This window comes from Streptomyces sp. NPDC058307 (assembly GCF_042880295.1).
In the GTDB taxonomy this organism is placed as follows: domain Bacteria; phylum Actinomycetota; class Actinomycetes; order Streptomycetales; family Streptomycetaceae; genus Streptomyces.
In genome coordinates this window covers 24,963-35,680 of the sequence record NZ_JBHVYZ010000015.1, presented here as the reverse complement: position 1 = coordinate 35,680, position 10,718 = coordinate 24,963, and the positions used below count along the sequence as shown (strand labels likewise).

The window sequence follows — 10,718 nt, the reverse complement described above, 5'->3', positions numbered from 1 at the left end:
ACGCGACCGCGACGGCTACGACGACCTGATCGTCCGTACGGCCCAGGGCAACGGCCCCTCCGCCGTGGTCCTCGGCGGTCCGGCGGGCCCGGCGCGCACCGGAGCCGTCCTGCCGTCCGGCATCGACGTGGCCCTCGGCTCCTTCGGCCGCGGCAAGGCCCTGGACGCGGCCGTCGGTGCCATGGGAGGAACGTCACTGCGCTACGACCTCCCCAGCGCGACGAAGAGCTCCCTGTCCTCCCCCGGCCCGGTCCTGGACGCCGCCGACTTCGACGGCGACGGCCTGAGCGAACTGGTCTCCAGCGGCTCGCGCCTGCGCGTCTTCCAGGGCCGTACGACGGGCCCGTCCACCACGGCGACGGTCGTCGTCGAACCCCCCGCCACCGGCACCACCCGGGTCGTCGCGGTCGGCGACTTCGACGGCGACGGGCGGGCCGACCTCGCCGTGCGGACGTACCGGAGCGAGACGAAGGACACCGTCGCGGTCTTCTCCGGCGCGAAGCGGGGGCTCGTGAGCGCCGAGCCCTGCGTCACGTTCTCCACGTCGGCGTTCCTGAGCCCCTGACCCCGTAGGGGACGGCTGAGAACCCCCTTAAGGGATGTCACAGCTCGGCAGCAAAGCCGTCCCCGAAACGCCCGGCCGCGCCCGTCACTCTCCAGGACCAGGTACGTTCGAAGACGTGGCTGGATTCAGGATCGGACGCGGCCGGGACAACGGCGCTCCTCACGCGCGACCGCAACAACCTCCGTACGGGCAGCAGGCGCCCCAGGGACAGCCGTACGGCTATCCCCCCGCGCCCCAGCCCCATCCGGGCCAGTGGACCCAGGGCGGCGGGGGCTACGACGAGCCGGAGTACTTCGGCGACGGCGCGGGTGCCGGCGGCGCCCCGCACCCGCAGGGCGGCCATGACCCGTACGCCGCGAACAACCCGGGCAGCACGCAGGCGTTCTCGATCGACGAGGACCCCTACAACCAGGGCGGCACCTACCGCGCGGGCTCGGCACCGGCCGGCCCCGTGGGCCCTCGCCTGCACTGGAAGGAACTCCTGAAGGGCATCCTGCTCTCCCCCCGGCAGACCTTCCTCCAGATGCGGGACTACACGATGTGGGGCCCGGCCCTCGTCGTGACCTTCCTCTACGGCCTGCTCGCGGTGTTCGGCTTCGAGGACGCCCGCAAGGACGCGATCAACGCCACCCTGTCGAACGCGATCCCCATCGTCCTGACCACGGCCGTCGCCATGGCCCTGTCGGCGTTCGTCCTGGGCGTCGTCACCCACGCCCTGGCCCGCCAGCTCGGCGGCGACGGAGCGTGGCAGCCCACGGTCGGCCTCTCCATGCTGATCATGTCCCTGACCGACGCCCCCCGTCTGATCGTGGCCATGTTCTTCGGCGGCGACGCGTCCTTCGTCCAGCTCCTGGGCTGGGCGACCTGGGTGGCGGCGGGCGCCCTGCTCACCCTGATGGTGTCCAGGTCCCACGACCTGCCGTGGCCGAAGGCGCTGGGCGCGTCGGCGATCCAGCTGATCGCACTGCTGTCGATCGTGAAGCTGGGGACGTTCTGAGGTTCCGGGGGACGCCGGATACGCGAGGAGGGGCTCCCCGACGGGGAGCCCCTCTTTTCGTCGCTCAGTTTTCGTCGCTCAGTGCCTGCGCACGTCCGCTACCGCACGTCGACGAAGTCACCCGCGGCGGAGACCGCCGGGGTGGTCGCGGTGCCCGCGAAGCTGTAACGGAAGTAGCCGTCGGTGGCGGCGGTGACGGTCGTCTTCAGCGCGCCCGTCGAGTTGCTCTTGATCGTCTTGACCGTGGTGTAGGTGCTGGAGCCCTTCTTACGGAACTGGAGCTTCACCGGCTGGTTGCTGTACCCCGCGTACGTGCTGGTCTCCCAGTTGGCCCGCGACAGCTTGCCGGTGACCGTGATGGTCTTGCCCTTCTTCACGGGCTCCGGCGAGGCGTTGACCGTCAGCTTCGAGGCGCGCTGCACCTTGAAGGTGGTGGCCGCGTCGCGGTGGATGTAGTCGAAGTCGTGGGCCGAGACCAGCGTGCTGAGCCGCCAGGTGGCCGCCGCGGTGTTGCCGTTGATGGCGCTGCCGCCCTGCGGGTCGAACGTCAGCGTGCCGGTGCAGGTCGAGGTGGTGGCGCTGACCTCGGCACAGGTGATCTCACCCTCGTCGAACCAGATCTGGTCGTAGTTGGGCGTCGGGCCGAACGCGCTGATGTACGTGTTCTCCTTGATGCCCGAGTCGTCCGACGCGGTCACGGTGACCTTGGCATACACGGTGGCGGTGGTACCGACCACGATCGGCTTGCCGCCGTTGACGACAACCTTGTCGATCGTGATGTTGCCCGCACCGCCGTCCTCCGCCTGAGCGGCGGTGGCACCGGTCGCGGTGGCGACCAGGGCGATGCTGGTACCGAACAGGGCAAGGCGCGCGGTCATGCGCATGAAAGGGTCCCCCCGGGGCGTTCGCGATTGATCAGAGGGAGCCTACGTCGTTGACCAAAGCCTCACCACAGAGTTAACCCAATCACCCGGGCAACGCAGCCCGCTCACGCATCAAGAACCTGCCCGTCCCGCCTGACTACGGGCGGCTCGACCGACCACGGGAAGTTGATCCACTCGTCGGTTCGCTTCCAGACGTACTCGCATTTGACCAGCGACTGCGACTTCTCGTAGATGACCGCGGAGCGGACCTCGGCGACGGCGTCGAGGCAGAAATCGCGCACCAGCTTGAGCGTCTTGCCGGTGTCGGCGACGTCGTCGGTGATGAGGACCTTCTGGTCGGAGAAGTCGATGACGTTCGGGACGGGGGCCAGCATGACCGGCATCTCCAGGGTGGTCCCCACGCCGGTGTAGAACTCGACGTTGACAAGATGGATGTTCTTGCAGCCGAGGGCGTACGCGAGGCCGCCGGCCACGAAGACTCCGCCGCGGGCGATGGAGAGCACGACGTCGGGCTCGTAGCCGTCGTCGGCGATGGTCTGCGCGAGCTCACGGACCGCGGTGCCGAACGCCTCGTAGGTGAGGTTCTCCCGCACGTCTGCGTTGCTCATACCTGGGTCCGGTGGAAGTTGAGGAAGGAACGCGAGGCGGTCGGCCCGCGCTGTCCCTGGTAACGGGAGCCGTAGCGCTCACTGCCGTAGGGGAACTCGGCCGGCGAGGAGAGCTTGAACAGACACAGCTGGCCGATCTTCATGCCCGGCCAGAGCTTGATGGGAAGCGTGGCGAGGTTCGACAGCTCCAGGGTGACGTGTCCACTGAAGCCGGGGTCGATGAAGCCGGCCGTGGAGTGGGTGACGAGGCCGAGCCGGCCGAGGGAGGACTTGCCCTCGAGGCGGGAGGCGAGGTCGTCGGGGAGCGTGATGACCTCGTACGTGGAGGCGAGGACGAACTCCCCGGGGTGGAGGATGAACGGCTCGTCCCCCTCCGGCTCCACGAGCCGCGTCAGATCGGCCTGCTCGATGGAGGGGTCGATGTGGGGGTACCGGTGGTTCTCGAACACCCGGAAGTAACGGTCCAGCCGTACGTCGACGCTGGACGGCTGCACCATGGATTCGTCGTAGGGATCGATCCGTACCCGTCCGGCGTCGATCTCGGCCCGGATGTCCTTGTCTGAGAGAAGCACGCCCCGAGGATACGCAAGGCGCGCGAACCGACCACCATCGGACGGTCCGCGCGCCTGGTACCGATCCTCAGTGCTTCTCCAAGGTCACCGGAACGACGCTGCGAAGCCGGGCGCAGCGAGGACACCGGACGAGCCGTCCGGGACCGAGGCGCTCGGCCTGCTGCATCGGGAACGAAGCGGTGCTGAACACGTGCCCATCGGCACAACGGACGACGGTGCGCTCCATCAAGTCCTAGAGTCCCTTCCCCAAGAGCCGCGTCAGGCTGCTGCTCGCCTGACGACAAAAGCCACATTACGGGATGGGTGGGACGGTCCTCCAGGCGGCACTCCGACCCCACCCGGCCCCTCTCCCACCTCTCCACCGTACGCCCCAACTCCCGCGCCCCGCAGCCCCGTCCCACCCCACGAACACACTCAGGCCCCACGGCTTCGGCACCGGGGGCCTGGGATGAGGTAAAGTGACAGTGCGTTCCGACGCCGGTCCGTTCGGCGTCACGCGCGGGTGTAGTTTAGTGGTAGAACATCAGCTTCCCAAGCTGAGAGTGCGAGTTCGATTCTCGTCACCCGCTCCATATTGAAACCCCAGGTCAGCGGCCTGGGGTTTGTTTGTTGGCGGGGACTTTCCGGCGGAGACCTGTCTGAGATGCACGAAGATCGGGCACATGGAGGGCACGCGTTCTCGGTGGCCATGGCAGGCTCACCGTTTCGGACCCCGAAAGGTGCCGTGGACCTGCGGTTTCGCTGCGTCCGCCCATCGGCCACGTCAGTGAGCCCTCAGCTTGTCCGCCCCCTCGGAGAGACGGATGGCGTTTACGGACGCCGCAGCCCTGCCGATTGCCGAACTCCTGCCGAGCAAACAGGACTTCGACGAGCACGCCATAGCGGAAACTGACGGATCGGGCGGCACCCGGGCGATGCTCCGTGTTCTCCGGCATGACGACATGGTCCGCCGACCTCGCCTGACGCAGGCACGGTGGAAACCTCTCAGACGATGTCGTGGATGTTGTGCTCGGTCAGGTCGGATGCGTGCCGGGCAATGGCGTGGTAGTCGGCATCGTCGTGCAGGACAGCCAGTCCGTGATGGGCTGCGGTCGCGGCGATGACGAGGTCCACCGCCGAGGCACTGCGATGCTCTCCGGCCCGGGCCATACGGTGCTGCACCGCGCCGATCCAGCGCCCCGCGTTCTTCGGTACGGCCGCATCGGGGTAGAGGTCGGTGAACATCTCCGTGATCTCGTCGTACTCGCGTCCGTTCCGGGCACTGTGGAGGAACTCGGCGCGCTGCACATAGCAGGATGCGATGACCCCGGCGTCGATCGCGTCGTACCAGGCCGACTGCAGTTTCGGATCGCGGAGCAGGCGGACCAGGCCGGAGGTGTCGAGCAGGTAGATCACGAGCTGTTCTTCTCCGCCTGGTGCAGACGCTCCGCGTCCTCGACGGCACCCCATTCACGCGCACGCTCAAAGTGGCGGCTGATGCGCGCCGCACGCTCCTGCTGTTCGGCATAGAAGTGCAGGGCGAGGTTGACTGCCTCCTTCTTGGTCCTGACCTTGGACAACGCCATGGCACGTTCCAGAGCGTCGTCGTCGATGTCGATCTGGGTCACAGACATGCGGGCACCTCCTGCACGAAGTTGGTTATGTTGGTGATGTACAAAGAACAATACGCCACCAACATTTGCGCGACCACGGTCTGGACCCACGGCGTGCCCACGGGAGCGGACAGTCATGGTTGACAGCGGCGCGGCCCGGCCTTCGCAATCGCCGCCGCGGAGGCATCTATGCAGGTCCAAGCATGCATCCCATGCAAGTGCCATCGCCTCCCAAGCTGAGAGGCTCCAAGGACGGGGAATCATGCGGCTGGTGTCTCGCCTGCCTTGTCCGCGACCCCGACATCCAGCAGTGCGCGTCCGCCGAGCCCAGGAAGTCGAAGGACTTCTTGTCGAAGACCCGAGCGGGGACATGACCAGCAGGGCCGCCACGATGATGGCCTCGTTCGCCGCATGGTGTTCCGGGTGAGCCGAGTCCAGGGCTGCCAGAGGGCCGGACGTATCGGCGATGACCATGATCACTCGGCGGATCCGGACTCCGAGCCGGTCTCACGCCGGACGGCCTCGGCTACCGTGTCGCGGACCTCCGGCTCGGACAGCGTGCGGCCCGGGCCCTCGAAGGTGCGCGAGAACAGCGGCTCGTCCCAGACGCGGTTCGCCATGGCGGCGAGATGGATGCCCTGGCGGATGATCTCGGCCTCGCTTATACCCCGGCGCTTGGCGGCCTCCTTGATGATGGCCAAGTCCTCGGGGTCCGCGTAGACGTTCGTGCGCTTCATGGGCATGTACCAAGGATGGTCCATGAACCGGATTGAGGTATCCGGCACACTCCCCATGTCCTGTTGCTGAGGACCAACAGAGCCTGCCTCACACGCCCCTACCGGACAACAGGGCCCGCCAGCGCGGTAGTTCGGTGAACGGCACGATCAGGCACAGGACAGTCACCGTTGCGGCGATCCACGTTCCCCACAGGGCCCACGCGGACGCTGTCGCCGCCACCAGGTGGAGCACGACCAGCAGGATGGTGACGATGCCCGGCACCGCGACGGGCGCGTCCGCGCCGGGCCGGTCGCCCGGGGTGCTGAAGACGGCGGGCAGTCCGATCAGCAGCAGGACGGCGCCGATCGCCAACGGGATGGAGTACGACCACAGGGCCCAGGGGGTGCACACCCAAGCGGTCATCTCGCCGGCGACGCGCACGCCGCCTCGGACGTAGTCGTGCCCCGGCCGTTGCGTCCTGGTCCTCACGGTGCTTACGGCGGCCTCCTGACCGCGATCGGCAAAGGGCGCCTCCGACGAGGACGACGGCTCGGCCGAAGATTCCGTGGCAGTCATGTCATCCTTCGGAGGCGTGATCGGGAGGGTCGGCCTGGAAGCCGGCGATCAGGGTGTCGACGAGGAAGTGGAAACTCCGCGTGACCTCGCGGGACATCCTGAAGCTGCCGTCGCCCTCGAGGGTGACGAACCCGTGAAGTGCTGATCGCATGGCCCGTGCGGAGTCGACCACGCGCTCGTCGGGCAGGCCGAAACCCGCGAGGACGTCGAGCAGAACCTGCAGCGCCGCTTCGCTGACGCGGCGGTCCTCCTCGTCACCGGCCACTGGAGCGGGGAGGGTGGCGGCGTAGCGACCGGGATGCTCCAGGGCCCAGCGGCGGTAGCTGTCGGCGAACGCCCGGACCGCGTCCGGGCCGGAACGGCCGACGGACTCCCGGGCCAGCTGATGGGCGAACTCGCGCTTGGCCCGGACGGAGATGCCGTGCCGCAGTTCCTGCAGGGAGCCGACGTGCTTGTACAGGGACGGCGGTCGTACGCCGAGCCTGTCGGCCAGCAGACCCATGGTCAGGCCCGCCAGACCGACTTCGTCGGCGAGTTCCGCTCCCGCCGCGACGACGGCGCTCGTGTCGAGGCCCGCCCTAGGCACGGGCGTGTGCTTCCAGGAAGGTCAGCATCAGGGACGCCGTCTCCTCGGGGTACTGGTCGTGCGGGTAGTGGCCGGCTCCCTCGATCACCGCGAGCTCTCCGACGCCGGCCGGCATCGCACTTACGATCGCCTCGCCCTCGGCGCGCGGATCGACCCAGTCGGGGTCGAGCGAGCCCTGCACGATCAGGGCAGGGCACCGTACGTTGCCCAGCTGGGCGCCGGCGTCCGTCGGTGCCGACTGCCCCATCTTCTGCAGCGCCCGCATCCGGCCGGGCTCGCTCAGCATCGCCTCGATGCGGGCCAGCCGGTCGGTCCAGTCGGCCGGCTTTCGGCCCGGGTAGGCGTGGTCGAGGTAGCGGGACCACAGTCCCACCCTGCCGAAGAGAGTGGCGCCGAGCAGCCGGAAGGCACCCTTGCGGTAGTTCTTCGAGCGGAAGTCGCCGAGCTTGATCGACTGAGCGCGTGTGAAAGGGCCCAGTTCGATGATGCCCCTGACCAGTGCGGAATCCTGAGCGGCCGCGATGGTGGCGGCGCCGCCGGAGATCGAGTGGCCGACCAGGACGGCCGGGCCGCTGTCGATGTGGCGGATCACCGCGAGCAGATCGCCCGCGATGTCGGTGCGCGAGTAGGAAGGCCATTGCGCGCTCGACTCGCCGCAGCCCCGCAGGTCGACGGCTGCCACCCGATATCCCGCCGCCACCAGACGCGGCAGGACGAACCTGTACGCCGCACGGCTGTCCCCCATGCCGTGGGCCAGGACGATCAGCGGGCCCTCTCCGGTGACCTCGTAGGCGATGGTGCCGCCCGGGACGGAGACGAACTCAGCCATGACATCTCCCAGCTCGCTCACGGCCATCCGTAAGCTAATTCGATTAGCTAGAAGCTAATGCCCATAGCCAAGAAGATCAACCCCTGTCGGGCCTTGACGCGGCGGAGGCGTCGGTGAGGTCGGCTCCGGTGGCGGCGACACGATGGGCATGACCGACGCCCCTCCAGTCCAGGCACATGACGGTCGCGTCATCCTGAAGATGGCCGTGGTGGGCGTCGACGACCGCCGCGATGAGTGTGCGGGCGGCCTCGCGGGGATGCAGATCGCGGGTGCGCACGATCAGGTCGGGCAGATCGAGGCTGCCCGCGTTGCGCTCCAGCATGCCGTCGGTCAGCATCACCAGCCGGTCGCCAGGCCGCAGGTCCAGCGACTGGACCCGGTAGCTGTGCGGGGCAGGGAAGCCGAACGGCATGTCGATCTTCGGAGTGAGCTCCCGCACCTGCCCGTCCCGCATCCGCAGCGGCCAGGGGTGCCCGGCGTTGACGAACTCGGTGGTGCCGTCGATCAGGCTGATACGCAGGAGCTGTCCGGTGACGTAGCCCTGGCGGCCGTGCTCGCGCATGGCCTGGTCGGCCTGGCGCGCCTGATCGTCCAGGCCGCCACCGGCCCGCCGGGCCCGGCGTAGAGCGCCCACCAGCAGGGTGGCCAGCAGCGCGGCGTCGACATCGTGACCCATGGCATCGGTGACGGAGAGCTGGACCGTGTCCCGGTCGATCACGTAGTCGAAGGTGTCACCCCCGACGTGGTCGGCCGGCTCCAGCGCCCCGGCCACCGCGAACTGCGCCGCCTCGCACGCCAGCGACGCCGGGAGCAGCCGGTGCTGGATCTCCGCGGCCAGGCTGAGCGGGACGGTACGGCGGCCCCACTGGTAGACGTCCGTGTAGGACCGGTTGGCGATGACGATGTACGCCAGAGCGTGCGCGGTCTCGCCGATCTCCCTCATCACCTCCGCGTCCGGCGCCGCGGGCAGGAACAGTTCGAGGAGCCCGATGGCGTCCCCGCGGTTGGTCACCGGGGCGACGATCCGCACCAGCGCGTCCCCGCCCCGCTTCTCCACGCTCGGCCGCTGGGTGCGGATCACGTCGTCGTACACGGTGCCCCGCAGGAAGATCCGCCGGGCCGGTTCATCGGTCTCGACGCTGCCCGCCGCCCCCAGCCGTACGACCGAGCCGCCGGTGAAGTCGGTGATGAGGAACGACACCGACACCGCCCCGAGGTGCTCCTTGAGCATGCGTGCGACCACGTCGAGCGACTCCACGGGCGCCGCCGCCTCCGCCGCCGCCAACGTCACGGCCAGAGTCGTCGTCCTGTCCTGGCGACTGTCCTGGCGGTCTTCGTCCCCGCGAGGGCGGGAGGTCCGCCCGCCGTCCGGCCCTCGTGCGGTCACGTCGGTTCCTCACTGCTCGATGACGCCGAGGACTCCACCAGGGGCCCCTCGCCCGCCGCTCTCGCTGACCGTCTGCGGTCGGGGCCCCGATCCCGTGCTCGGGGCCGCCTCCGATCCGCGGTCACGCGGCGGCCAGGAGAATGGCCGTGTAGTGCGCGCCGAAGGCGGCGATGGTGAGGGCGTGGAAGACCTCGTGGAAGCCGAACCAGGCCGGTGAGGGGTCGGGGCGCTTGAGTCCGTACACGACTGCGCCCGCGGTGTAGAGCAGACCGCCGGCGACGACGAGTACGGCGACCGCGGTGCCGCCGTTGCGGGCGAAGTCGGACAGGTTGAAGACGGCCACCCAGCCCAGTGCGATGTAGCACGGGGTGTACAGCCACCGGGGAGCCCCGATCCACAGGATGCGGAAGGCGATGCCGGCCAGGGCACCCGCCCACACCACGGCCAGCAGCACCCGCTGCTGACCCGTGGGCAGCAGTAGTACCGCCAGCGGGGTGTAGGTGCCGGCGATGATCAGGAAGATGTTCGCGTGGTCCAGCCGCCGCAGGACCGCCTCCCCGCGCGGGCCCCACGTTCCGCGGTGGTAGACCCCGCTGGTGCCGAACAGCAGACAGGCCGACAGCGCGTACACCGAGCAGGCCGCCACTGCCGCCGCCGAGCGCGAGACGGCGATCAGGACGATGCCGCCGACCAGGGACAGCGGGAACACACCGGCATGCAGCCAGCCGCGCATCCTCGGCTTCAGCGCCGCCGCCACACGCTCTGCCCCGCCTTCCGGACCGGCGGCAGCCGGCCGGCCGGCTGGGTCGGCTGGGTCGGCAGGCGCATCGACCACGGGTCGCAGGACGTCGGGAGCGGCGCCGGGGCGAGGCTGGGGATCGCGCCTGCGTTCCGGCGGCTGAGTGTCTTCGGCGATCATGCGCCCGTATTCTGAAATCGAAGGATGAGTGCGGCCTGCCACTCGCTGCGGACTGCGGTTCAGATGCCGACCGTGTGCCGGGAGGCGGCGCGGCGGTACTCGGCGTTGATGCGCTGGGCTTCTTCGAGCTGGTCTTCGAGGACGATGATGCGGCAGGCAGCCTCGATGGGGGTGCCGTGGTCGACGAGTTCCCGGGCGCGGGCGGCGATCCGCAGCTGGTACCGGGAGTAGCGGCGATGTCCGCCCTCGGAGCGGAGCGGGGTGATGAGGCGGGCTTCGCCGAGGGCGCGGAGGAAGCCGGGGGTGGTGCCGAGCATCTCGGCAGCCCGACCCATGGTGTAGGCGGGATAATCGTCGTCGTCGAGACGGCCGAGGGGATCGTCTGCTGTCATCTCACCTCTCTGTGGAACGCGTGGAGGGGTGCAGGTGCCCGAGGGCCCCAAGAAACCCGAGGAACAGCAAAAACAGAATCCCGCCCAGGGAAAG

General features: G+C 68.9%; 14 protein-coding genes, 1 tRNA gene and 1 pseudogene. 3 read left to right on the top strand and 13 right to left on the bottom strand.

Translation table 11 applies throughout. The annotated features are described in order from the left end of the window. On the top strand, positions 1–565 hold a 565-nt coding region (locus ACFVYN_RS13630), incomplete at its 5' end, for an FG-GAP repeat domain-containing protein (protein WP_389997057.1). A gap of 34 nt (positions 566–599) precedes the next feature. Next, positions 600–1,562, top strand: coding sequence for a YIP1 family protein (locus tag ACFVYN_RS13625; RefSeq protein ID WP_389997054.1), 963 nt, complete (start codon positions 600–602; stop codon positions 1,560–1,562). A 98-nt stretch (positions 1,563–1,660) separates the two neighbouring features. On the opposite strand, the gene ACFVYN_RS13620 is transcribed toward ACFVYN_RS13625, so the two are convergent. The 3 genes from ACFVYN_RS13620 to dcd all read right to left on the bottom strand — a co-directional run bounded on the left by ACFVYN_RS13620 (position 1,661) and on the right by dcd (position 3,626). Beyond that, positions 1,661–2,446: a calcium-binding protein gene (locus tag ACFVYN_RS13620; RefSeq protein ID WP_389997051.1), complete on the bottom strand. Its 786-nt coding sequence runs from the start codon at positions 2,444–2,446 to the stop codon at positions 1,661–1,663. Between the two features lie 104 nt (positions 2,447–2,550). Continuing rightward, positions 2,551–3,054: a phosphoribosyltransferase gene (locus ACFVYN_RS13615; protein WP_389997048.1), complete on the bottom strand. Its 504-nt coding sequence runs from the start codon at positions 3,052–3,054 to the stop codon at positions 2,551–2,553. Continuing rightward, on the bottom strand, positions 3,051–3,626 hold the full coding sequence (gene dcd, locus ACFVYN_RS13610; RefSeq protein ID WP_352387564.1) for a dCTP deaminase: 576 nt from the start codon (positions 3,624–3,626) through the stop codon (positions 3,051–3,053). The genes ACFVYN_RS13615 and dcd overlap by 4 nt, the downstream gene beginning before the upstream one ends. A gap of 498 nt (positions 3,627–4,124) precedes the next feature. On the opposite strand from dcd, the gene ACFVYN_RS13605 reads away from it, so the two are divergent. Further along, positions 4,125–4,198: transfer RNA gene (locus tag ACFVYN_RS13605), tRNA-Gly, on the top strand. A 412-nt stretch (positions 4,199–4,610) separates the two neighbouring features. Here ACFVYN_RS13605 and ACFVYN_RS13600 read toward each other — a convergent pair. The 10 genes and pseudogenes from ACFVYN_RS13600 to ACFVYN_RS13555 all read right to left on the bottom strand — a co-directional run bounded on the left by ACFVYN_RS13600 (position 4,611) and on the right by ACFVYN_RS13555 (position 10,624). Continuing rightward, positions 4,611–5,021 carry a PIN domain-containing protein gene (locus ACFVYN_RS13600; protein WP_389997044.1) on the bottom strand — a complete coding sequence of 137 codons (411 nt, stop codon included), beginning with the start codon at positions 5,019–5,021 and terminating at the stop codon, positions 4,611–4,613. Then, on the bottom strand, positions 5,018–5,239 hold the full coding sequence (locus ACFVYN_RS13595; protein WP_389997310.1) for a type II toxin-antitoxin system VapB family antitoxin: 222 nt from the start codon (positions 5,237–5,239) through the stop codon (positions 5,018–5,020). The genes ACFVYN_RS13600 and ACFVYN_RS13595 overlap by 4 nt, the downstream gene beginning before the upstream one ends. 339 nt (positions 5,240–5,578) lie before the next feature. Next, positions 5,579–5,698 (bottom strand): annotated as a pseudogene (locus ACFVYN_RS13590) (VapC toxin family PIN domain ribonuclease); the annotation flags it as partial. Beyond that, the gene (locus ACFVYN_RS13585; protein ID WP_389997042.1) at positions 5,695–5,961 is read right to left on the bottom strand and encodes a CopG family transcriptional regulator; all 267 of its coding nucleotides are present in this window, start codon (positions 5,959–5,961) and stop codon (positions 5,695–5,697) included. The pseudogene ACFVYN_RS13590 and the gene ACFVYN_RS13585, both read right to left, overlap by 4 nt. 82 nt (positions 5,962–6,043) lie before the next feature. Beyond that, on the bottom strand, positions 6,044–6,424 hold the full coding sequence (locus ACFVYN_RS13580) for a hypothetical protein (RefSeq protein ID WP_389997040.1): 381 nt from the start codon (positions 6,422–6,424) through the stop codon (positions 6,044–6,046). An 88-nt stretch (positions 6,425–6,512) separates the two neighbouring features. Further along, positions 6,513–7,097, bottom strand: a complete 585-nt coding sequence (locus ACFVYN_RS13575) for a TetR/AcrR family transcriptional regulator (RefSeq protein ID WP_389997038.1) — start codon at positions 7,095–7,097, stop codon at positions 6,513–6,515. After that, positions 7,090–7,926 (bottom strand): alpha/beta fold hydrolase, encoded by an 837-nt coding sequence (locus tag ACFVYN_RS13570; protein ID WP_389997035.1) that lies wholly within the window; start codon positions 7,924–7,926, stop codon positions 7,090–7,092. Before ACFVYN_RS13570 ends, ACFVYN_RS13575 begins: the two co-directional genes overlap by 8 nt. 76 nt (positions 7,927–8,002) lie before the next feature. Next, positions 8,003–9,313 (bottom strand): PP2C family protein-serine/threonine phosphatase, encoded by a 1,311-nt coding sequence (locus tag ACFVYN_RS13565; RefSeq protein ID WP_389997033.1) that lies wholly within the window; start codon positions 9,311–9,313, stop codon positions 8,003–8,005. A 121-nt stretch (positions 9,314–9,434) separates the two neighbouring features. Further along, on the bottom strand, positions 9,435–10,232 hold the full coding sequence (locus tag ACFVYN_RS13560) for a hemolysin III family protein (RefSeq protein WP_389997029.1): 798 nt from the start codon (positions 10,230–10,232) through the stop codon (positions 9,435–9,437). A 59-nt stretch (positions 10,233–10,291) separates the two neighbouring features. Beyond that, the gene (locus ACFVYN_RS13555) at positions 10,292–10,624 is read right to left on the bottom strand and encodes a MerR family transcriptional regulator (RefSeq protein WP_389997026.1); all 333 of its coding nucleotides are present in this window, start codon (positions 10,622–10,624) and stop codon (positions 10,292–10,294) included. Positions 10,625–10,718 lie beyond the last annotated feature (94 nt).

Coding starts and splice junctions, on each gene's coding strand:
- ACFVYN_RS13560 (WP_389997029.1), bottom strand. CDS start 10,232: ATGATCGCCGAAGACACTCAGCCGCCGGAACGCAGGCGCGATCCCCAG.
- ACFVYN_RS13555 (WP_389997026.1), bottom strand. CDS start 10,624: ATGACAGCAGACGATCCCCTCGGCCGTCTCGACGACGACGATTATCCC.
- ACFVYN_RS13595 (WP_389997310.1), bottom strand. CDS start 5,239: ATGTCTGTGACCCAGATCGACATCGACGACGACGCTCTGGAACGTGCC.
- ACFVYN_RS13570 (WP_389997035.1), bottom strand. CDS start 7,926: ATGGCTGAGTTCGTCTCCGTCCCGGGCGGCACCATCGCCTACGAGGTC.
- ACFVYN_RS13620 (WP_389997051.1), bottom strand. CDS start 2,446: ATGCGCATGACCGCGCGCCTTGCCCTGTTCGGTACCAGCATCGCCCTG.
- ACFVYN_RS13615 (WP_389997048.1), bottom strand. CDS start 3,054: ATGAGCAACGCAGACGTGCGGGAGAACCTCACCTACGAGGCGTTCGGC.
- ACFVYN_RS13585 (WP_389997042.1), bottom strand. CDS start 5,961: ATGCCCATGAAGCGCACGAACGTCTACGCGGACCCCGAGGACTTGGCC.
- ACFVYN_RS13625 (WP_389997054.1), top strand. CDS start 600: ATGTCACAGCTCGGCAGCAAAGCCGTCCCCGAAACGCCCGGCCGCGCC.